Annotated in this window: 28 protein-coding genes and 1 tRNA gene; 6 read left to right on the forward strand and 23 right to left on the reverse strand. The window is 57.2% G+C overall.

All coding sequences use genetic code 11. The annotated features are described in order from the left end of the window. Positions 1 to 173 precede the first annotated feature (173 nt). Complete coding sequence (locus tag IPI80_RS00970; RefSeq protein ID WP_413856277.1) at positions 174 to 1,148, reverse strand: M23 family metallopeptidase; 975 nt, start codon at positions 1,146 to 1,148, stop codon at positions 174 to 176. Positions 1,149 to 1,173: 25 nt separating this feature from the next. On the opposite strand from IPI80_RS00970, the gene IPI80_RS00975 reads away from it, so the two are divergent. Next, on the forward strand, positions 1,174 to 1,488 hold the full coding sequence (locus tag IPI80_RS00975; RefSeq protein ID WP_413856279.1) for a hypothetical protein: 315 nt from the start codon (positions 1,174 to 1,176) through the stop codon (positions 1,486 to 1,488). 19 nt (positions 1,489 to 1,507) lie between these two features. On the opposite strand, the gene IPI80_RS00980 is transcribed toward IPI80_RS00975, so the two are convergent. The 6 genes from IPI80_RS00980 to petA form a co-directional block, all read right to left on the reverse strand. Continuing rightward, a tRNA-Thr gene (locus IPI80_RS00980) sits at positions 1,508 to 1,583 on the reverse strand. 60 nt (positions 1,584 to 1,643) lie between these two features. Further along, positions 1,644 to 2,111 carry a ClpXP protease specificity-enhancing factor gene (locus tag IPI80_RS00985; protein WP_413856281.1) on the reverse strand — a complete coding sequence of 156 codons (468 nt, stop codon included), beginning with the start codon at positions 2,109 to 2,111 and terminating at the stop codon, positions 1,644 to 1,646. 14 nt (positions 2,112 to 2,125) lie between these two features. Beyond that, entirely contained in the window at positions 2,126 to 2,737 is a 612-nt protein-coding gene (locus IPI80_RS00990) for a glutathione S-transferase N-terminal domain-containing protein (RefSeq protein ID WP_413856283.1), read from the reverse strand. 103 nt (positions 2,738 to 2,840) lie between these two features. Beyond that, positions 2,841 to 3,599, reverse strand: a complete 759-nt coding sequence (locus tag IPI80_RS00995; RefSeq protein WP_413856285.1) for a cytochrome c1 — start codon at positions 3,597 to 3,599, stop codon at positions 2,841 to 2,843. 16 nt (positions 3,600 to 3,615) lie between these two features. Beyond that, positions 3,616 to 5,019 (reverse strand): cytochrome b, encoded by a 1,404-nt coding sequence (locus tag IPI80_RS01000; RefSeq protein WP_413856287.1) that lies wholly within the window; start codon positions 5,017 to 5,019, stop codon positions 3,616 to 3,618. Positions 5,020 to 5,030: 11 nt separating this feature from the next. Beyond that, positions 5,031 to 5,645 (reverse strand): ubiquinol-cytochrome c reductase iron-sulfur subunit, encoded by a 615-nt coding sequence (gene petA, locus IPI80_RS01005; RefSeq protein WP_413856289.1) that lies wholly within the window; start codon positions 5,643 to 5,645, stop codon positions 5,031 to 5,033. 163 nt (positions 5,646 to 5,808) lie between these two features. Between petA and mscL the strand changes: the two genes are divergently transcribed. Next, entirely contained in the window at positions 5,809 to 6,237 is a 429-nt protein-coding gene (gene mscL / locus IPI80_RS01010; RefSeq protein ID WP_413856291.1) for a large conductance mechanosensitive channel protein MscL, read from the forward strand. A gap of 46 nt (positions 6,238 to 6,283) precedes the next feature. Here the strand turns inward: mscL and pdxA are convergent, their stop codons facing one another. Then, a complete protein-coding gene (pdxA, locus tag IPI80_RS01015) occupies positions 6,284 to 7,393 on the reverse strand; it encodes a 4-hydroxythreonine-4-phosphate dehydrogenase PdxA (protein WP_413856293.1) in 1,110 nt (369 codons plus the stop codon). Between the two features lie 3 nt (positions 7,394 to 7,396). Beyond that, on the reverse strand, positions 7,397 to 8,143 hold the full coding sequence (locus IPI80_RS01020) for a Nif3-like dinuclear metal center hexameric protein (protein WP_413856295.1): 747 nt from the start codon (positions 8,141 to 8,143) through the stop codon (positions 7,397 to 7,399). 228 nt (positions 8,144 to 8,371) lie between these two features. Between IPI80_RS01020 and IPI80_RS01025 the strand changes: the two genes are divergently transcribed. Next, on the forward strand, positions 8,372 to 9,520 hold the full coding sequence (locus IPI80_RS01025) for a S1C family serine protease (RefSeq protein ID WP_413856297.1): 1,149 nt from the start codon (positions 8,372 to 8,374) through the stop codon (positions 9,518 to 9,520). A gap of 70 nt (positions 9,521 to 9,590) precedes the next feature. Here IPI80_RS01025 and tatC read toward each other — a convergent pair whose 3' ends face one another. Genes tatC through hisI form a run of 6 tightly spaced genes read right to left on the reverse strand, consistent with a single transcriptional unit; the run spans position 9,591 to position 12,308 of the window. After that, positions 9,591 to 10,388: a twin-arginine translocase subunit TatC gene (gene tatC / locus IPI80_RS01030; RefSeq protein ID WP_413856299.1), complete on the reverse strand. Its 798-nt coding sequence runs from the start codon at positions 10,386 to 10,388 to the stop codon at positions 9,591 to 9,593. Continuing rightward, the gene (gene tatB / locus IPI80_RS01035; protein WP_413856301.1) at positions 10,388 to 10,852 is read right to left on the reverse strand and encodes a Sec-independent protein translocase protein TatB; all 465 of its coding nucleotides are present in this window, start codon (positions 10,850 to 10,852) and stop codon (positions 10,388 to 10,390) included. The genes tatC and tatB overlap by 1 nt, the downstream gene beginning before the upstream one ends. A gap of 41 nt (positions 10,853 to 10,893) precedes the next feature. Then, positions 10,894 to 11,133, reverse strand: coding sequence for a Sec-independent protein translocase subunit TatA (gene tatA, locus IPI80_RS01040; protein ID WP_413856303.1), 240 nt, complete (start codon positions 11,131 to 11,133; stop codon positions 10,894 to 10,896). A gap of 41 nt (positions 11,134 to 11,174) precedes the next feature. Then, positions 11,175 to 11,537: a histidine triad nucleotide-binding protein gene (locus IPI80_RS01045; protein WP_413856305.1), complete on the reverse strand. Its 363-nt coding sequence runs from the start codon at positions 11,535 to 11,537 to the stop codon at positions 11,175 to 11,177. Beyond that, entirely contained in the window at positions 11,534 to 11,914 is a 381-nt protein-coding gene (locus tag IPI80_RS01050; protein ID WP_413856307.1) for a phosphoribosyl-ATP diphosphatase, read from the reverse strand. Before IPI80_RS01050 ends, IPI80_RS01045 begins: the two co-directional genes overlap by 4 nt. A gap of 4 nt (positions 11,915 to 11,918) precedes the next feature. Then, positions 11,919 to 12,308, reverse strand: a complete 390-nt coding sequence (gene hisI / locus IPI80_RS01055) for a phosphoribosyl-AMP cyclohydrolase (protein WP_413856309.1) — start codon at positions 12,306 to 12,308, stop codon at positions 11,919 to 11,921. A gap of 211 nt (positions 12,309 to 12,519) precedes the next feature. Here hisI and IPI80_RS01060 point away from each other — a divergent pair, with 211 nt between their 5' ends. After that, positions 12,520 to 13,449 carry a fasciclin domain-containing protein gene (locus tag IPI80_RS01060; protein ID WP_413856311.1) on the forward strand — a complete coding sequence of 310 codons (930 nt, stop codon included), beginning with the start codon at positions 12,520 to 12,522 and terminating at the stop codon, positions 13,447 to 13,449. Here the strand turns inward: IPI80_RS01060 and hisF are convergent. Genes hisF through IPI80_RS01095 form a run of 7 tightly spaced genes read right to left on the reverse strand, consistent with a single transcriptional unit; the run spans position 13,439 to position 18,111 of the window. Further along, complete coding sequence (gene hisF, locus IPI80_RS01065; protein ID WP_413856313.1) at positions 13,439 to 14,218, reverse strand: imidazole glycerol phosphate synthase subunit HisF; 780 nt, start codon at positions 14,216 to 14,218, stop codon at positions 13,439 to 13,441. The two genes, IPI80_RS01060 and hisF, sit on opposite strands and share 11 nt — an antisense overlap. Further along, a complete protein-coding gene (gene hisA / locus IPI80_RS01070; RefSeq protein ID WP_413856315.1) occupies positions 14,218 to 14,958 on the reverse strand; it encodes a 1-(5-phosphoribosyl)-5-[(5-phosphoribosylamino)methylideneamino]imidazole-4-carboxamide isomerase in 741 nt (246 codons plus the stop codon). The genes hisF and hisA overlap by 1 nt, the downstream gene beginning before the upstream one ends. Before the next feature lie 27 nt (positions 14,959 to 14,985). Then, positions 14,986 to 15,648 (reverse strand): imidazole glycerol phosphate synthase subunit HisH, encoded by a 663-nt coding sequence (gene hisH, locus IPI80_RS01075; RefSeq protein WP_413856317.1) that lies wholly within the window; start codon positions 15,646 to 15,648, stop codon positions 14,986 to 14,988. Between the two features lies 1 nt (position 15,649). After that, entirely contained in the window at positions 15,650 to 16,264 is a 615-nt protein-coding gene (hisB, locus tag IPI80_RS01080) for an imidazoleglycerol-phosphate dehydratase HisB (protein WP_413857554.1), read from the reverse strand. A 14-nt stretch (positions 16,265 to 16,278) separates the two neighbouring features. Next, positions 16,279 to 17,409 carry a histidinol-phosphate transaminase gene (gene hisC / locus IPI80_RS01085; RefSeq protein ID WP_413856319.1) on the reverse strand — a complete coding sequence of 377 codons (1,131 nt, stop codon included), beginning with the start codon at positions 17,407 to 17,409 and terminating at the stop codon, positions 16,279 to 16,281. 20 nt (positions 17,410 to 17,429) lie between these two features. After that, the gene (locus IPI80_RS01090; RefSeq protein WP_413856321.1) at positions 17,430 to 17,894 is read right to left on the reverse strand and encodes a PIN domain-containing protein; all 465 of its coding nucleotides are present in this window, start codon (positions 17,892 to 17,894) and stop codon (positions 17,430 to 17,432) included. Further along, positions 17,887 to 18,111 (reverse strand): CopG family transcriptional regulator, encoded by a 225-nt coding sequence (locus IPI80_RS01095; RefSeq protein WP_413856323.1) that lies wholly within the window; start codon positions 18,109 to 18,111, stop codon positions 17,887 to 17,889. The genes IPI80_RS01090 and IPI80_RS01095 overlap by 8 nt, the downstream gene beginning before the upstream one ends. A gap of 919 nt (positions 18,112 to 19,030) precedes the next feature. Here IPI80_RS01095 and IPI80_RS01100 point away from each other — a divergent pair. Both IPI80_RS01100 and IPI80_RS01105 read left to right on the forward strand, forming a co-directional pair. Then, complete coding sequence (locus tag IPI80_RS01100; RefSeq protein ID WP_413856325.1) at positions 19,031 to 19,435, forward strand: VOC family protein; 405 nt, start codon at positions 19,031 to 19,033, stop codon at positions 19,433 to 19,435. A 257-nt stretch (positions 19,436 to 19,692) separates the two neighbouring features. Beyond that, complete coding sequence (locus IPI80_RS01105) at positions 19,693 to 19,914, forward strand: hypothetical protein (RefSeq protein ID WP_413856327.1); 222 nt, start codon at positions 19,693 to 19,695, stop codon at positions 19,912 to 19,914. 31 nt (positions 19,915 to 19,945) lie between these two features. On the opposite strand, the gene IPI80_RS01110 is transcribed toward IPI80_RS01105, so the two are convergent. After that, positions 19,946 to 20,341 (reverse strand): hypothetical protein, encoded by a 396-nt coding sequence (locus tag IPI80_RS01110; protein WP_413856329.1) that lies wholly within the window; start codon positions 20,339 to 20,341, stop codon positions 19,946 to 19,948. Positions 20,342 to 20,361: the final 20 nt, after the last annotated feature.

The raw sequence follows: 20,361 nt of genomic DNA on the forward strand, positions 1-20,361 counted from the left end.
GAATGCAAGACTGGCCTGGACCCACCATGGGTTCTCAGCGCAGCGCAGTCCTTTTTCTAATCTGGATGAAATGGGGATGTTCTGGTGAAATGCAACCAACTAAGTATGATTGGCCTGACACCGGGAAAACCAAAGCGGTGATTTTAGCGTTGCGCGCAAGACTCCCCGCCAAACTAGCGCTTTGCGACGGGCAATGCGCCCGGTAAGGCAGTATTGTTCTGCGCAAACGTCTGCGCACCGAGGTTGCGCCCCGCATTGAGAAACTTCTGTGGATCTTGGGGAATGCCTTGTACCAGCACCTCAAAGTGCAAATGCGGACCGGTGGAGCGCCCCGAAGTGCCCACCTCGGCAATCTTCTGACCCCGTTTGATCAGATCCCCTTTTTTGACAAACACCTTGGAAGTGTGTGCGTATCGGGAAATCAGGTCATTGCCATGGTCCACTTCGATCATATTGCCATACTCCGCCTGAAACTCCTGAGTGACGACCACACCACCGGCAGCTGCATAAATGGGTGTTCCTGGCGCTGCAGGGAAGTCCAACCCCGTATGCAAGGCTGATCGTCCAGTAATAGGATCAATGCGCCAACCAAACATGGAGCCTAGATTGGCATTTGGCACCGGCGGCTGCGTCGGCACCATCATCTTTTTGATCTTTTGATCAAACAAACGCGACTCAAGTACGGTCATTGCATCCGTTCGCTGGCTGGCCAACTGGTCCAGTTCGAGCAAGGTGTTCTGCAGTTCCAGCATGGATAAATCGCGATCAGCGACCAGCCGGCCACCCTGCCCAGGCTTAATCTTGATGTCTGCCGGGTTCACACCAGCCAACCCAGAGACCCGTTCGCCAAGAGATTCCAACTGCAACATCTTGGCTTGCATTGCCCCCAGCTTTTTTGCCATGACCTCGATGTTTTCGCGCATGAACCGATCCTGCTGCGCCACTTCGTCTTTCACCACCAACCGAACCAGCGAACCAATCACCGGCCAACCCTCTTGGGCGCCTTTGAGAAAGACCCAGTGGTAGAGACCGGCGGAGACCAACATCAAGGCAATGGAGGCGGCAAACACGGCAAGCAACAGTTTGGAGCCGCTGAGATGGAGCGCGCGAGTCTTGATCAGCCACGCATCCGTGATAATCAATTGCATTCAAAATCCCTTCGCATCTAAGGTCATGAACCGCCCCAACCATTCGTTCACGTTGCTGCAAGCCACCCAGGACTCACCAACTCTGGCACGCCTGACAGGATTGGTTGCGGAATCTTCCGCCCGGCTTCAGTCGGTCCAACCACTCATCCCCGTAGCGTTGCGTTCGGCTGTCAGGGCGGGGCCCATTGAGGGAACGGTTTGGTGCTTAATTCTCGACAACAACGCCATTGCCGCGAAAATTCGACAACTCCTGCCAGCCCTGGAATCCCATTTGCGTTCCAAAGGCTGTGAGGTGACCACTATTCGTTTGAAGGTTCAAACGCGTAGCGTCTCGTCCTGAGTTGTCAAAAAGTCGTAAATGGTGCCGCTTGTCGGATTCGAACTGACGACCTACCGCTTACAAGGCGGTTGCTCTACCAACTGAGCTAAAGCGGCAAGTCTTTCATTCTACATCAGCTATCGACACCAAAATCCGGTCGATCGTCGTCAACAAGATTACTTGATGCGTGTAAGAGAGGGCTTGCCACCCGTAGGTGGGCGCGGCGTCTGAGGGGCAGAATCCGCTGGTGAACTGGCTACCGGCGTCAATCCACCGGGTTTGGCGTCCAATGCAGTTGCGTCCGATGGGGTACCGGGACCGGTCAACATGGGGAAGGCCATGCCTTGCCCATTTTCACGTGCATAGATCGCGACTACCCGACTCACCGGAACAAAAATGTCTCGAGCGACGCCACCAAAACGCCCTTTGAATTCGATGTACTCATTGCCCATGCTGAGCGAACTGGTTGCATCGAAACTGATGTTCAGCACGATCTCCCCGTCTTTTACATACTCATTGGGCACACGCACGGTCTCATCAACCAGCACGGCAATAAAAGGGGTAAGCCCATTGTCTGTGCACCATTCATAAATGGCACGAATCAGATAAGGGCGCGTTGAACTGGATTCGGCAGCGTCGAGCATGGAGGGACTGCGAACTACTTGCGCATCACCTTTTCAGACGGTGTCAACGCTTCAATATAGGCGGGGCGAGAGAAGATGCGCTCAGCGTATTTCAGCAACGGTGCGGCGTTTTTGCTGAGATCGATGCCATAGAAATCCAGGCGCCACAGCAACGGTGCAATCGCTACGTCCAACATGGAGAAGTTATCTCCCAACATGTACTTGTTCTTGAGGAAAACGGGTGCTAGTTGAGTCAGTCGATCACGAATGTGGGCGCGTGCTTTTTCCAGCGACTTCTCGTTACCCTTGGCGCTACGGGCTTCCAGGGTCGACACATGAACGAACAGCTCCTTCTCAAAATTGAGCAAAAACAAACGCACACGGGCACGGTCCACCGGGTCACCGGGCATCAGTTGAGGATGCGGGAAGCGTTCGTCGATGTATTCGTTAATAATGTTGGATTCGTACAGGATCAGGTCGCGCTCCACCAAAATGGGGACCTGTCCGTAGGGATTCATGACGCTGATGTCTTCGGGTTTGTTGTACAAATCCACATCGCGAATCTCGAAGTCCATACCCTTTTCAAACAGGACAAAACGGCAACGGTGAGAAAAAGGGCAAGTTGTTCCTGAATACAGCACCATCATAGCGATCGACTCCTAAAAATTAAAAAGAGTGGGTTGCCATTGCCAACCCACTCTGGAACCATGCACCGACGCCAAAACGCCGTCAGGTTGATTAATAACCGCGTTATTTAACGTCTTTCCAGTACGCGGCATTGAGGCGCCACGCAATAAACGTCATAAACAACAAGAACACCATCACGCCAAATCCCACGCGTATACGGGTATTTTTAACGGGCTCCGACATCCACTGCATATAGCTCACCAAGTCACCCACTGCCTGGTCATATTGCTCAGCCGTCATGGTGCCGGGTGTCAATTGTTCCCAACCTTTGAATACATGGGCTTCGTGTCCGTGTTCGGTCACAGTCTCATACACGGGAACACGCTTGCCTTGCAACTCCCACAGGGCGTGGGGCATGCCAACGCTGGGGAATGCCAAGTTGTCCCAGCCCGTGGGCTTGGTGTCATCCACAAAGTAGGTGCGCAAGTAGGTGTACAAATAGTCCGCACCGGTTCCCTGCCCCTGGGCAGAGCGCGAACGGGCAATCACGGTTAGATCGGGTGGGTTGGCACCAAACCAGTCCTTGGCCTGCTTGGGATCGATCGCTGCCTTCATGGTATCGCCAACCTTTGCGTTCGTGAACAACAGGTTGTCCTTGATCTGTTGCTCGGTCAGGCCAATGTCTTTCAGGCGATTGTAGCGCATGAACGCTGCCGAGTGGCAGTTCAGGCAGTAGTTCGCAAACAGTTTGGCGCCATTTTGCAAAGCTGCCAAATCATTGGTGCGGTCGGGTGCTTTGTCCCATGCAATACCGCCGGAGTTGGCATGAGCACCGGCAATGAATCCCAGCGCCATCAGCAGAGTTATCAATATCTTTTTCATTTGCGTAATCTCCAGCTTAATGGGCGGTGAAGTTGACTCGTGTCGGCACGGGCTTGGCCTTACCAATACGACTCCACCAAGGCATCAGCAAGAAGAACCCGAAATAAAACAGTGTGCCCGCTTGCGATAGGCGCTCACCAACAGGTGTCGGAGGCTGCGTACCCAAATACGCCAGGATCACGAAGATGATCACAAACACGCCATACAGGTACTTGTGCCAGCTCGGACGGTAACGGATCGACTTCACCGGGCATTTATCCAGCCAAGGCAGGAAAAACAGGATCACAACAGCGCCACCCATGGCCACGACACCCCAGAACTTGGCGTCAATGGACAGCATCATGGCAACTACCACGACAGCACCGCCCACAATGACTGCCTTCAGAATGGCCGGCAACTTGAACTTGATCACGCTAAATCCTGCCGCACCCACCACGCAAGCGATCAGCACCAGAACCATTTCGGAGGTGATGGCACGCAGCATCGAGTAGTAAGGCGTGAAATACCAGACCGGCGCAATGTGCGGCGGCGTCTTCAGCGGGTCGGCCGGGATGAAGTTGTTGTACTCCAGGAAGTAGCCGCCAAACTCCGGCGCAAAGAAGATGACAGCGGAGAACACCATCAGGAACACACAGACCGCAAAGATGTCATGCACTGAGTAGTAAGGGTGGAAGGGAATGCCATCCAATGGGATGCCCTTGTCGTCCTTGGTGGCCTTGATTTCGATGCCATCGGGGTTGTTGGAACCCACATCGTGCAAGGCCATCAAGTGCGCAACCACAAGACCCAGCAAGACCAGCGGCACGGCAATGACGTGGAAGCTGAAGAAGCGGTTCAATGTGGCGTCGCCCACTACGTAGTCACCACGAATCAGCAAAGCCAGATCGGGACCGACAAAGGGTACGGCGGTGAACAAGTTCACGATCACCTGCGCACCCCAGTAGCTCATTTGGCCCCAAGGCAGCAAATAGCCCATGAAGGCTTCGCCCATCAGGCACAAGAAGATGGCACAACCGAAAATCCAGACCAACTCACGCGGTTTGCGGTAGCTGCCGTACAACAGGCCACGGAACATGTGCAGATACACAACCACAAAGAAGGCGGACGCACCAGTGGAGTGCATGTAGCGGATCAACCAGCCCCATGGCACGTCGCGCATGATGTACTCGACCGAGCCGAAGGCCAGGGCCGCATCAGGCTTGTAGTGCATGACCAGGAAAATACCGGTCACGATCTGGATCACCAGCACCAACATGGCCAACGAGCCAAAAACATACCAGAAATTGAAGTTTTTGGGAGCGTAATACTCCGACATGTGCACCTTGTACATGTCGAAGGCTGTCGGCAACCGGTTCTCAAACCAGTTGGTGAGCTTGGCAGTTGCCGAAGCGTTGGGAGAAATTTCCTTGAAATCAGCCATTTCTTGTGTCCTTAGGCTTTCTTGTCTTCACCGATCAGCAATTTGCTGTCGGAAAGGTACATATGGGGCGGCACTTCAAGGTTGTCTGGCGCCGGCTTGTTCTTAAAAACACGGCCTGCGAAGTCAAAGGTTGAGCCGTGACAAGGACAGAAAAAACCGCCCTGCCAGTCATTCGGCAGTGAAGGCTGTGGTCCCGATTGAAACTTGTCAGAAGGCGAGCAACCCAAGTGGGTGCAAATGCCCACGGCCACAAAATATTCCGGCTTGATGGAGCGCGCTTCGTTGCGGGCATATACCGGAGTGAATTCGTCGGGTTTGCGCTTGGACTGGGGATCCGCCAGTTCGGCATCGTTTTTTGGCAGCGTCGCCAATTGTTCCGGCGTGCGTCGAAGAATCCAAACGGGCTTGCCGCGCCATTCGACGGTCAATTTTTCACCGGGCTTTATGCCGCTGATGTCCACTTCCACGGCTGCACCAGCGGCTTTGGCTCGCTCTGACGGCTCAAAAGAGCTGATAAATGGAACAGCTACTGCGCCAACGCCGACAGCGCCTGCGCAACTGGAAGCAATTAACCAGGTTCGCTTACTGGGGTCAGACGGTTGGATGTCGACAAGGCTTGCACTCATGAGAATCCTCAATGAACAGACTAGGGGGTAACCCGGGATTGTAGCTGACGACCGAACCCGTTTTTTACGTCCCCGGCCAGTCTAATCAATCTGATCATGGATTCTTGACACAGCGCAATTGTCGGTAATACTTCTATTTTTTTGTCATTTGGAGCGTATCGCTATGGGAATGATTCAGGAATTCAGGGACTTCGCTGTCAAGGGCAATGTGATTGACCTTGCGGTGGGTGTCATCATTGGTGGAGCGTTTGGAAAAATTGTGGACTCCGTGGTTGGTGACCTCATCATGCCGGTCGTGGGTGCAGCCTTTGGAAAGCTCGATTTTTCCAATCTGTTTCTGATTTTGGGCAGTGTGCCACCAGGCACCGGCACCACGCTGGACGCCCTGAAAAAAGCCGGCGTGCCGGTATTCGCCTATGGCAGTTTCATCACCGTGGCGGTGAATTTCGCCATTCTGGCTTTCATCATCTTTTTGATGATCAAGCAAATCAACCGCATCAAACGGGAAGCTCCAGCTCCCGCACCAGAACCCGTGGCACCGCCGGAAGACGTGATGCTGCTGCGCGAAATCCGCGACAGCTTGAAGAAATAGAGCCCCCACGCTCCGCCGCTACGCGGGTCGCTGCCCCCCAAGGGGGCTAATTTGCCTTGGGGCGGCCCGGCGGCAAATTGCCTGCGCCGCTCGACAGCGCCCGCGCCATGCGCACCGCCTCGATCAGGCTGGACGCATCGGCACGACCAGTCCCCGCAATGTCAAACGCCGTACCATGGTCCGGGCTGGTTCTTACCAGGGGCAGGCCCAGGGTTACATTGACACCCTTTTCCACTCCAAGGTATTTCACAGGAATCAGGCCCTGATCGTGGTACATCGCCACCACCACATCGAACTCACCCGGTGCGCCACCCGCGTTGCGGGCGCGCATGAAGACCGTGTCGGGCGCCCAAGGGCCGCTCACATTGCAACCTAAAGCCCGAGCTGCCTCCATGGCTGGGCCGATGATTTCCAGTTCCTCACGACCAAACAACCCGCCCTCTCCGGCATGGGGGTTGAGCCCGGCCACCGCAATCCGTGGGGTACGCCCCAGCACCTGTGACAGTGCTTGGTGTGTGATGCGTAGGGTCTGCAGCACATTATCAAAGGTCACTGCCTCCAGGGCATGTCGCATGGACATATGGATGCTGACCAGCACCGTGCGCAGCTCGTCATTGGCCAGCATCATGCGCACCGGAACTTCTGCCACAAGTTTGCCCAAAAAGCGTGCGGTCCGGTCTTGCAATAGTTCAGTGTGGCCGGGAAACTGGTTGTACGGCGCGCCTGCCGCGTGTAACGCTTCCTTGTGCAACGGCGCGGTAACTAGCGCCGCAATCTGGCCCTGCAGAGCCGCGTCAGCCGCCCATTCCACACACTGGCCTGCCAGGGCACCCGCTTTGGCATCCACCCGTCCAAAGGGCACCGACTCCAATGCCGCGCCGAGCTGCAACACGGCAATGCAATGGCTGGGTACAGCCAGCGCCTCTTGCGGCGTAGCGATCACAGCAACCGGCAGCGCCAAGCGGCCTGAAGGGGTTACCAGATGCGCAGCGCGACGCATGGTGGCCACATCACCCACAACAAAGCTGCCACTCATCCAGGCAGGTTGCTCGCGGTAGGCTTTGGCAATGATCTCGGGGCCAATACCGGCCGCATCCCCCATGGTGATGGCCAGGGGCTTTTCAGATGTATTGGGTGCGTCCAAGGGGTTGGCCATGGCTCAGGCCGGGTTGTCAATGTCGATGAACTGGTGATCCAGCCCGAACTGCAGCGCGACGTGTGCTGCCAATGCAGGAGCACCGTAGCGCTCGGTCGCATGGTGGCCGCAGGCCAGGAACGCGACGCCGCATTCACGCGCCAGATGAAATTGTGGCTCGGAGATTTCACCGGTAATAAAGGCATCCGCACCCGCGGCAATGGCGGCCTCAAAATAACCCTGCGCACCGCCCGTGCACCAGGCTACGCGCCGAATGGGTCCTCCCTTGCCGTTCACCAGGGTCACACTGCGGCCCAGCGCCGCTTCCACCCGTTGGGCCAGCGTTTGGGCGTCGGCGTCATCCGTCGCACCCAGACAGCCCAAGTCCTGCTCGCCAAAACGCCCCGACGCCTGCCACCCCATGCGCAGTCCCAATTGGACGTTATTGCCAAACTCAGGATGTGCGTCCAGTGGCAAGTGGTAGGCAAAGAGGTTGATGTCATGGGCCAACAGTAAACCCAGGCGTTGGCGCATCCATCCCGTCACACGGCCGTCGTGCCCGCGCCAAAATAGTCCGTGGTGGACCAGGATGGTGTCGGCCCCTTCGGCAATGGCGGCTTCAATCAGGGCCCGGCTGGCGGTGACGCCGGAAACGATCTTGCGTACTCTTTGGCGCCCCTCCACCTGCAGCCCGTTGGGGCAATAGTCTTTGAAGCGGTCGGGCTGCAGCAGCGCGTCCAATGTGGTTTGTAGTTCCAGGCGATCAATCATGGTGGGGATGGCGCACAAGTGCGCACCGTTCGGGAGACTTCACTATTGTCGTTGAGACGGCTGTCACTGACGTTGCAGGGTGCGCCCACAGCCACCTTGGCCGGCGCCTCGGGGTGGATGCGGATCGTGCAATGGGGCTTGCGCCATATCAGCCCTGCAATGTAACGTGGACGCCCCAGGCCTCTACAATTTGCTGGCTCGGCTGCGTGCCCTACCCCTGGAAACTCCATGAAACGTCTTTGGCTCCTTTTTTCCCAAACCACTACGGTCCTGCTGGCTGCTTACTTTGTGGTGGCAACGCTAAAACCCCAATGGATTGGGCACAACAGCCAGTCGCTTTCCGGCGCGGTATCCCTGATTGAAGCAGCACCCGCCATCGGCGGCGCCGCACCGGCTGGCAGCTTCCGGGCGGCAGCACAAAAGGCCTCGGCGGCAGTGGTCAGCATCAACACCAGCAAGGCGGCACGGCGCAATCCCAACAGCAACGACCCGTGGTTTCGGTTTTTCTTCGGTGACCAGGGCAGCGGTGAACCCCAGGCGGGCCTGGGCAGCGGCGTCATCGTCAGCGCCAGTGGTTACATCCTCACCAACAACCATGTGGTGGAAGGCGCTGACGAGATTGAAGTGGTGCTCAACGACAGCCGCAGTGCACGCGCCAAGGTGATTGGCACCGACCCCGAGACCGACCTGGCCATTCTCAAAATTGAACTCGACAAGCTGCCCGTCATCGTGCTGGGCAACTCTGACGGTGCCCAGGTTGGCGACCAGGTACTGGCCATTGGCAATCCGTTTGGTGTAGGCCAGACCGTGACCAGTGGCATTGTGAGCGCGCTGGGGCGCAACCATTTGGGCATCAACACGTTTGAAAACTTCATCCAGACCGATGCGGCCATCAACCCAGGCAATTCAGGTGGGGCTCTGGTGGACACCAATGGCGACCTGCTGGGCGTCAACACCGCCATCTATTCGCGCTCCGGTGGGAACATGGGCATTGGTTTTGCCATTCCGGTATCCATTGCCAAACAAGTGCTCGAAGGCATCGTCAAAGACGGTCAAATTAACCGTGGGTGGATTGGTGTGGAACCGAGTGACCTGTCCCCTGAACTGGCTGAAACCTTTAACGTCAAGGCGCAACAGGGTGTGATCATTACCGGCGTACTGCAAAACGGCCCGGCCGCGCTGGCCGGCATTCGCCCCGGCGATGTGATTGTGAAGATAGCCAACCAACCGGTAGCGGATGTGGCGACTCTGCTAAGCCAGGTTGCCGCGCTCAAGCCAGGTACGGCGGCCCGCTTCTCGATTCAGCGCAAAAACCAACCCTTGGAGCTGGACGTCACCCCCGGGGTGCGGCCCCGGCCCCGGAACACAAATCAATAGCTATTGTTTTAATAGCGTCTTACGTAGATTCGACGAGGGCTAGAGTCCATTTTGACCAATAGCTACCGGGTTAAACCGGCTTGGTAGTGGCTTCTTCGTCCTCTGGCGCCTGTGTGTGCTTGATGAAGAAGGCAGCCGCCCAGATGCCACACTCGTACAACACCACCATCGGTGCCAGCAGGGCCAGCATGGACACCGGGTCCGGCGGCGTCACCAAGCCCGCCACCGCCGCTGCCGCGACCACAAAATAAGCGCGAAACGATTTGAGCTGCTCCACCGTCACGATACGCATGCGGGCCAGGATCACCACCGCAATGGGCACCTCAAAGGCCACACCAAAGGCGATGAACATGGTGATGACAAAGTCCAGATAGGCATCAATGTCCGGACTCACCGCCACAGAGGTTGGCGCCATTTTTTGGATAGCTGGAAAGGCCTGGCCAAACACAAAAAAGTAACAAAAAGCCGCGCCCGTGTAAAACAGCAGGGTACTGGCCACTACCAGGGGTATGACCAGGCGTCGTTCATGTTTGTACAGGCCCGGCGCTACAAAGGCCCACACCTGGTACAGCACCCAAGGTAGCGCGACACCAAATGCCGCCAGGACCGACACCTTGATAGGCACCAGAAAGGGTGACACCACGCCCACCGCAATCATGTGCGAGCCAGCGGGCAAGGTTTTGACCAGCGGCATGGCCAGCAAGTCATAAAGGGCCGACGGCCCCGGATAAAACACCAACACGGCAAAGATCGCGCCAATGCCATAGGCGCTGTAGAGCAGGCGGTCGCGCAGCTCGATCAAGTGCTGCACAAAAGGCTGCTCAGTACCGGCGAGTTCGTCGTCGGTGGGGGATTTGTCGTCGGCCATCAGTTATGAATTTTGGGAGGACGGAATCGCGCCACGCGGGCGGCACCAGACTGGGCCTTGGTGCGCACGCCGGCGCGGGACTTGTACCAGTTGGGCACGGCCGCCCGTTTGGTACGCCAGTGCTTGTCGGGGCGCCGGTACTGCGGCTCGTCCCAGTTGCTCTCGCGCATGCTCTGGGTCGCTGTGTTCGTGGCATCAGCCCAACTCCGCTCCACCTCGGCGGAAGTGGCGTGAATGGATTGTTCGACATCACGGGCCGCACTCTCCATGGTGTCCTTCATTTTCTTGAGCTCGTCGAGCTCCATCGAGCGGCTGACCTCGGCCTTAACTTCCGCCATGTAGCTACGCGCCCGCCCCAGCAGGTTGCCGGCCATGCGCGCTACCTTGGGCAGGCGTTCCGGGCCGATCACTACCAGCGCAATTGCGCCGATGATGGCGAGCTTGGTGACCCCAATATCAAACATGGAGCAAACGAATCACGCGACCAGACCGACCAACGCCACCATCAACTCTTGATCTTGGCTTCGACATCGATGGTGGATTTGGCTTCGGTTTTTTCGGTGGCGACCAGCGTTGGCGCAGGCGTTTCGGCTGATTTCTCGGCGTTGCTTCCGTCTTTCATGCCATCTTTGAAACCCTTGACCGCACCGCCCAGATCGGAGCCAATGTTCTTAAGCTTCTTGGTGCCAAAAATCAAAATGATAATGACCAAAAAAATGATCAGGTGCGTAGTTGACAAGCCCATGGCTTACTCCTTGGTAGATACAGTAGTTTAAGTGAACGCTATTAACCCCGCAGCCAAGGGCGCGGGCCACCCATCACATGAAAGTGCAGGTGCTGAACCTCCTGCCCACCTTCCGCCCCGGTGTTGGTTAGCAACCGGAACCCTCCTTCAGGGTACGGATTGCAGCCTTCTTGCAGGGCCAGTTTAGGTACCAACGCCATCATGCGGCCCATCAGGGCTGCGTGCTCCGGCCCGATGTGGGCCATGGAGACAATGTGCTGCTTGGGAACCATCAAAAAATGCACAGGCGCCCAGGGGTGGATGTCGTGAAAGGCATAAAACTCGTCGTCCTCAAACACCGTGCGCGAAGGAATTTGCCGCGCAATGATTTTGCAGAACAGGCAATTGGGGGCGTGATCAGTCATTTTGTTTCAGCTTCCCGGTCCAGCACCTTGCGCAGGGCCTTCTCTTCGATACCGCTGGTTCCTTCACGGCGCTCCAGTTCAGCAATGACATCGGCTGGTGTCAGTCCGTAGTGTGCCAGTGCAATCATGCTGTGGAACCACAAGTCGGCCACTTCGCGCACGACCTTGGTAGTGTCTCCACTGTGGTCGGCATCCTTGGCGGCCATGACCACTTCGGTGGCTTCTTCGCCAATTTTCTTCAAAAAGGCGTCGGGGCCTTTGCTCAGCAGCCGGGCCACATAGCTGGCATTGGGGTCGCCGCCGTTGGCAGCCTTGCGGCTTTCAATCACCGCAGCCAATCGGGCCAGGGCGTCTTGCGAGGTGGTATTTGCGCTCATGGTGCTATCGGTAGATGGATTCAGGGTCTTTCAAGACCGGGTCTATGGCTTTCCAAACGCCATTGTCCAGCACGCTGAAAAAACAGCTGTGGCGGCCGGTGTGGCAAGCAATGCCGGGCTCGTGCCCCAGCTGCGTCACCTTGAGCAAAATGACGTCGTTGTCGCAATCCATGCGGATTTCGTGCACCTTCTGCACGTGACCCGATTCTTCACCTTTGTACCAGAGCTTGTTGCGCGAGCGGCTGAAATACACAGCCCGTCCCAGCTCGGCGGTCTTTTGCAGAGCCTCGCGGTTCATCCAGGCAAACATCAAAACGTCACCCGTGCCCTGCTCCTGCGCGATCACAGGCACCAAGCCTTTGGAATCCCATTTGATGTTTTTTAACCAATTCATACGTTGATTGTCCCTGATTGCAGCAAACCCTCGTTCCGAGGTAATTGGCTGAAGGCAAACGGCAAAGACCATGAAATTTTTAGGGAAATGATGGCTGACTCGAAACCACTCAGTTATATGAAATACCATCAAAAGCAAATTAATACCAATTGGTAATAATTTTAACGCAGTCGTATTGTTTCAATCATACAAGTTTAACTTAGGAGTAGCTATGCAACGCAGATCAATTCTTTTGGCGGTCGGCGCCGCAACGGTTGGCAGCAGCTTATTGGCCGCATGCGGGGGCGGCAACGACCCTGACATTGTCCAAATTGCCCAATCCAATCCGGACTTGAGCATCCTTGTTGAGGCAGTGGCAGCAGCCGGTCTTGTTGATACGCTTAAAAGCCCAGGCCCCTTCACCGTTTTTGCACCCACCAATGCTGCGTTCGTTTCCCTTCTCGGTGAGTTGGGGGTAACCAAAGACGCACTGCTGGCGAATAAACCATTGCTCACCGCAGTGCTGACCTACCATGTGCTGTCCGGTCGAGTAGACAAAGCCGCCATTCCGGCTGGGAAGGCCATATCAACCGTGGGCGGTTCGATTTTCAAAATCGAAACCTCCTCTGGCGCACTGGCAATTACCGATGGTCGCAACCGCGTATCGAAAATAATCCAGACTGACATCAACGCCTCTAACGGCGTGATTCATGTCATTGACAAGGTCATCTTGCCTGCGAACAAAAACATTGTGGAAACAGCCGCTGGCATATCCGACTTCAGTATTTTGGTTGAAGCCGTGATTGCCGCCAATTTGCAAGGAACACTGTCAGGAGCGGGGCCGTTTACGGTTTTTGCACCAACCAATGCCGCGTTCGCTGCCTTGCTCGCAGAGTTGGGAATCAGCAAACAGGCGTTGCTGGCGGACGTACCGTTGTTGACCAACGTGTTGACCTATCACGTGGTAGCTGGGCGTGTTCTCAAGGCAGACGTTCCCGTGGGCACGCCCATTGCCACGGTGCAGGGCGGAAAATTCACGGTGGACAGCACGCTGACTATTACCGATGCACGCAGCCGCAAAGCCAAGATCGTCGCGACCGATGTGCTGACGAGTAACGGCGTCATTCACGTCATCGACAAAGTGATACTTCCTACAGCCTGACAGGGATACCGCGGCGGGCCATGCATTCCTTGGCCTGGCCCACGGTGAATTCGCCGTAGTGAAAGATGCTGGCGGCCAGCACGGCGTCGGCACCGCCCTTGGTGATGCCGTCGGCCAGGTCATCCAGCGTACCCACACCGCCCGAGGCAATCACTGGAACACCAACAGCATCGCTCACCGCACGGGTCAGCGCCAGGTCGAAGCCGGATTTGGTGCCATCACGGTCCATGCTGGTGAGCAAAATCTCGCCGGCGCCACGGCGGCCCATTTCGGTTGCCCAGGCCACAGCGTCCAGGCCGGTGTTTTTGCGACCACCGTGGCTGTACACGTCCCAACCCTCACCACGCGCCAGGGCGTCTTCGCCATAGCGACGCTTGGCGTCAATGGCCACCACGATGCACTGCGAGCCGTATTTGGCCGACGCGTCTTCAATCACCTGCGGCTTGGAGATTGCGGCAGAATTAAAGCTCACCTTGTCGGCACCGGCATTGAGCAGGCGGCGCACGTCGGCCACTTCGCGCACACCACCGCCCACGGTCAACGGAATAAACACCTGTGAAGCCACGGCTTCAATGATGTGCAAAATCAAATCGCGCCCATCGCTGGTAGCGGTGATGTCCAAAAACGTAAGTTCGTCCGCGCCCTGCGCGTTGTAGCGCGCCGCAATTTCCACCGGGTCACCGGCATCGCGCAGTTCAACGAAGTTGACGCCTTTGACGACCCGGCCACCCGTTACATCCAGGCACGGGATGATTCGCTTGGCTAGCATTAGCCGTTCAATTCATCAGCGCGCTCTTGCGCTTTTTCAAAGTCCAGATCGCCACTGTAGATCGCACGCCCGCAGATCACGCCTTCGATACCCTCGTCTTCCACTTCGCACAGGGCTTCGATATCAGCCATATTGCTCAAACCACCGGAGGCAATCACCGGAATGGACAAGGCTTGCGCCAGCTTGACGGTGGCCTCTACATTGATGCCGGTCAACATACCGTCGCGGCCAATGTCGGTGTAGATGATGGATTCAACGCCGTAGTCTTCAAACTTTTTACCCAGGTCGATCACATCATGACGTGTGAGCTTGCTCCAGCCATCGGTGGCGACCTTGCCGTCGCGCGCGTCCAGACCCACGATGATGTGGCCACCGAACGCGGTGCAGGCGTCTTGAAGGAAACCGGGGTTTTTAACCGCAGCCGTGCCAATGATGACATAGCGCAGGCCGGCGTCCAGGTAGCGTTCAATCGTGTCCAGGTCGCGGATGCCGCCGCCCAGCTGCACATCCACCTCGCTGCCCACTTCTTTGAGGATCTTGCGGATGGCAGCCTCATTCTTGGGCTGGCCTGCAAAGGCACCGTTCAGGTCCACCAGGTGCAGACGCCGCGCGCCCTTGGTCACCCATTGGCGGGCCATGACGCCGGGGTCTTCGCCAAAAGTGGTGGATTGATCCATAACACCTTGTTTAAGGCGCACGCAGTGACCGTCCTTGAGGTCGATGGCAGGAATGAGGAGCATGGTGTCAGCGAAAGCCGAAGGGGGGTTTCAGGGTTTCCAGTGAAGGAAGTTGCGGTAGAGAGCGAGGCCGTGGTCGGCACTTTTTTCAGGGTGGAACTGGGTAGCAAAAATATTATCGCGCGCTATGGCCGCCGAAAAGCGCTGACCGTAGTCGGTTTCGCCCACGCTGTGGCGCGCATCAGACGGTCGGGCAAAGTAACTGTGCACAAAATAGAAATAGCTGCCATCCGGCACGTCGCCCCAAACCGGATGCGGCCGGGGATGGCCCAGGTTGCTGTGCCAGACCTGGTTCCAGCCCATTTGAGGCACCTTGTAGCGACTGCCATCGGGCTGAATTTGGCCAGCCAGTTCAAACTTGACCACTTCTCCAGGGATCAGTCCCAGGCAGGGGGTGTCCAACTCCTCGGAATGGTCCAGCAGCATTTGCATCCCCACGCACACGCCCATCAGGGGTTTGTGCTGGGCGGCGTGCATGACGGCGCCGTACATGCCGCTGTCATGCAACTCGCGCATGCAGTCGCGCATGCCGCCCTGCCCGGGCAGCACCACGCGCTCGGCTGCCATAACCTCGGCAGGGGTGCGGGCCCAGACTACGTCCACACCGGCATCGGCCGCCACATGCATGACGGCCTGGGTGACCGAGCGCAGATTGCCCATGCCGTAGTCCACCACCGCAACGGTCTTCTTCATGTCAGAGCGAACCCTTGGTGGATGGAATGGTGCCAGCCGTGCGCGGGTCACGCTCCAGCGCAAAGCGCAAGGCACGCGCAAAGGCCTTGAACACGGTCTCGGCCTGGTGGTGGGCGTTTTCGCCCTTGAGGTTGTCGATATGCAGTGTCACAAAAGCATGGTTGACGAAGCCCTGAAAAAACTCGTGGGTCAACTGGCTGTCAAAGGTACCAATCATCCCACTCTTGAATGGCACATCCATTACCAGCCCTGGACGGCCGGAGAAATCCACCACCACGCGGGACAGCGCCTCGTCCAGCGGCACATAGGCGTGGCCGTAGCGGCGAATGCCTTTTTTGTCACCAACGGCCTTGTGCACGGCCTGGCCCAAGGTAATACCCACGTCTTCTACCGTGTGGTGGCCGTCGATGTGGAGGTCGCCATCGGCCTCGATATCGAGGTCAATCAGCCCGTGGCGGGCGATCTGGTCGAGCATGTGGTCAAAGAAGCCAATACCGGTGGAAAGGCGCGATTGGCCAGTGCCATCCAGATTGACTTTGACACGCACCCGCGTTTCTGCGGTATTGCGTGCTACATCGGCCACGCGATCCGCCAGTGGGTCGGGGGGCAATTCCATCAGAGAGTGGTTGGTCATAGTGATTCAGCAAGTGCAGACAGGAGGCGGGTGTTTTCTTGGGCGGTGCCGACAGTCACGCGCAGGCAATGGGTTAGCAATGGGTGCATTTTAGAAACGTTCTTGACCAAAACCCCGCGCGCCTTCAAACCATCGAAGACCCGCTGCGCATCCGGCACGCGAATCAGGACCATATTGGCATCGCTGTTCCAGGCGTGCACACCGGGCAATTGGCGCAATGCTTCTAAAAGTGTAGCGCGTTGTGTACGTATATCGAGGGCTTGCGCGGCAAACACCTCTTGATGTTCCAGCGCAAACAGGGCGCATTCGTAGTTCAGCACGCTGATGTTGTAGGGCGGGCGCACCTTGTCCACCTCGGCGATCAGCGCCTTGGTGCCCATCATGTAGCCCAAACGCACACCGGCCAGGCCAAATTTGCTCAGGGTGCGCATGAGCAGCACATGGGCGTTCGCCGCCGGGTTGGCTCGGATGACATCCAGGTAGGTGCGACTGGAAAACGGCTGGTACGCCTCGTCGATCACCACAATGCTGCCCACTTGGGCGCCCGCCGCCACGACGCGGGCCATGTCCGCCGCATCCCACAGGTTGGCAGTGGGGTTGTTGGGGTACGCCAGGTAGATGATGGCGGGCTGGTGCTGGGCAATGGCGGCCAGCATGGCGGGGGCGTCCAGCTCAAAATCAGCGGTGAGCGGCACGCCCACAAAATCCAGGCCCTGCAATTGCGCGCTCATGGCGTACATCACAAAACCGGGCAGGGGCGCCAGAATCACCGGCTTTTTGCCGCCGGCTGGCACCGGCACATCGCAAGCCATGGCCAAGAGGCTGATGAGTTCGTCCGAGCCATTGCCCAGCATGATGTCAAAGCCTTCAGGCATAGCGGCGTAATCCGCCAGGGCTTTGCGCAGGTCATTGACGCGGCCATCGGGGTAGCGGTTCAGCGCCAGTGCGCCCAGGCGCTGGCCCAACTCGGCCTGTAATTTTGCGGGCAGGCGGTGCGGGTTCTCCATGGCGTCGAGCTTGACCATGCCTTTGGAATCCTGAATGGCATAGGCGTGCATGGACACAATGTCTTGGCGGATGCGGCGACCAATCAATGCGTTGACAGCTGCGGAAGTATCAGGGGTCATGCGGGGGCTTTCAAAAACAATCAATCCACCAACGCCAATTCAAGCGGCGTGGCTAGCAAAGGGCTCAACACGGTGACACCATCAATCTGCTGGCCGTGCTGCAAATCCAGCGAGAGCACATGGCTGGCACCACTTTGCGCGGCGGCCGCCACGATGAGCGCATCCCAATACGGCAGACCAAAACGCGCCTCCACGCCCCAGGCGGTTTCGACCGTCTGGTGGTCAATCTGCCAGGGCTGCCAGAGCTGGTAGCGGCGTAGCTTGGCACGCGCATCGCCCTGCGGCATGCCGAAATGATGGGTGGCGTTCACGTAATAAGCGCCCAGCACCTGCGTACTCACCCGCCCTGCCCGGCGCTGCCACAGCGCCTGCAGCCATTCGCGGATGCGGGTTTGTTTGCTGGCATCGAACGCATCGTCGGCGGCCAACAACACGTTGGTGTCGACAAAAACGATGGCGCCGGCGTCGGGCAAGGCGCTAGCCATTGTGTGCGTCCCTTGCCGGATAGACCTTGCCCGCCGAGTTGAAGCTGGAGGTATCCGCCACCCAATCGCGCTGGGCGCGGGCGTAGGCGTCGTCGTGCTGCATCTTGTCCGTCAGCATCTCGCCCACCAGCCGCGACACACTGGTGTTGCGCTTGGCCGCCTCGATGCGTATCCACTCCAGGGAGGCGTCTTCGACGGTGATGGTCACGTTTTTCATTGGAAACAAGTATACACGAATTTCGTGCAACACGAAATCAGTGTTAATCCAATTAAACCTGAATGTGACTGGATTAAAGGCTTCCTTTGCCTTGAAGGCAAAGCATACTGCCATTCAAAAGCAGCGAGAAAAATGATGCCCAATGGACAGTCACCTGCTAAATCGCTGACACTTCGACACATCCAGCCGCACTCCGGTTTAGCGTTATAGTTTTAACAATGCACTATTCACGAGCGCTACGGCTAATTTAAATGGTGACGTTGCAAGATTATTCCGCAAAATTTGGCGATCTACGTTACCTTCAATCGGGCTTGCGAAATCAGGCTGGGTCGGCATGGCGACGGGTGGCAGCGTCTTCGGTGGGCACGGATTAATGGCGCACTTCTCATTTCTGGTTATGGGTTCGTGCCCGCTTAGGTCTCAATCGTCCGGGGGACTGGCATTCTGGGAGAGGCTTCGCACAATGATTTAGCTGGCCTTGACGGTTGGTTCTCTCGAAAGTTACGCGACGAATTTTTGAGGGATCTACTTGCCTGGACGCGGTGAGTCGCAGGAGCTGATCCTGGTCGGCAAGGAATCGCGCTCATTCAATGATCTTCAGTTGAACCGACAAGAACCGAATCGGGCGCTGCCTCAGGTCACTCATTGTCAGGTGTACAAAGCGGGCGTCATTGCCGGCAGATGGTTGGGCGATATGGAGCTGAAAATTGTCGCTTGTCCGAGTTCATGCCAGATTGTCTGACGCTCATTCCAGGCTACCAGCTCGCACATGGCGCTTCCTCAACGTGGTCTTAGAGCACTTCACGCCGAAACAGAATCTCCGCCCCTTACCAGTTCAAAGGCAGCCAGCAGCCTATCAAACAATGCGATCTAACTTCATAGGGTAGACCGCACAAACCCACGCCGCACCGCAAACCCCATGGAATCGTACTTCATCCTCTACGTTTCGGACCAAGCGCGAAGCACGGCGTTCTATGCGGCGGTTCTTGACCTTGCCCCGCGCTTGAACGTGCCGGGGATGACGGAGTTCCTCTTACCCAGCGGGGGTGTGCTTGGCCTCATGCCAGAGGCCGGCATCAAAAACCTGCTGGGTCCGGCCCTGCCTGATCCATCGCTTGCGCGGGGCATCCCACGCGCAGAGGTCTATTTGCTCACGGAAGATGCGCTGTCCTACCATCGCCGGGCATTGGCGGCGGGAGCCAAGGAACTGAGCGGGTTCAAGGTTCGCGATTGGGGCCACACTGCGGCCTACTCGCTGGACCCTGACTGCCATGTGCTGGCCTTTGCAACCAGTACTGCTCTTGCCGACGATCACAGCTTGTAAAAATCATAATCCGCAGGCGCGGCTGTGTTCGCCATGGATGTGCGGTTACGATAAAACTTTAAGCGAAATCGACCGCTAGCCCTCGTCGAATATGAACTATACGCTATCAATTACATAGTACTCTGTATCGCACTCAGATGCGCTATGTGCGTTACCGCACGGGTCTCTTTCGCGATGTATGTCCCAATGCCACAAGTGGCTCTTCCTCAGTCTCGTCGGGCGTGGGGACGATGGGCTTTAATGAAGGAGAACTAAATATGAACTCAATCAGACTATTGGCGATAGCGCTCTTGCTGGGTGGCACTTTGGGGTTGGTTTACGGTGGCTTTAGCTACACGAAGGACACGACCGCTGTGAAGCTGGGGTCACTAGAGCTAACCGTCAAGGAACAGAAGCAGGTCAACATTCCCTTGTGGGCGGGCATTGGTGCCATCGTCGCCGGCGGGCTACTATTGCTAACGGCATCGAAACGCGGCTGAGCCTCAACGTTAAACCCTGCCGCAGCGCACACTAGCAGGGGTACACCGTGCCCAGCGCATTGAGCATGACCAGTTCTACAGGCATGTCCGCCTCGTACAGGTCGGCATTGCGCTTGAGCTCGGTGGTGAACAGGCCCTTGGCCATGCTGGGCAGCAGTCGTCGGCCGTTCAGGCAAATGGTAGGGGTGGCACCGTTGCGCACAGCCTGGTCGTGGGTCGCTAACGTACCTTCCATCACGCCTACCAGGTAATAGTCGGTGTAGGTGCTGCCCAGCTTTTCGGTTTTTTCAAGCGTGCGCATTTCGCGGATGGACATCGCGAAGGCGGGCAACACCAGTGCGGCGCCCACTGCCAGCGCGCAGAGCGTGCGCAACCAGGCCAACAGCTGGGAAGGAATGGGTTTTTGGGAATGTGTTGATGTGTGCATAGGAATTTGTCGTCCTGATG

This window comes from Candidatus Aalborgicola defluviihabitans, assembly GCF_016705985.1.
Lineage (GTDB): Bacteria > Pseudomonadota > Gammaproteobacteria > Burkholderiales > Burkholderiaceae_C > Allorhodoferax > Allorhodoferax defluviihabitans.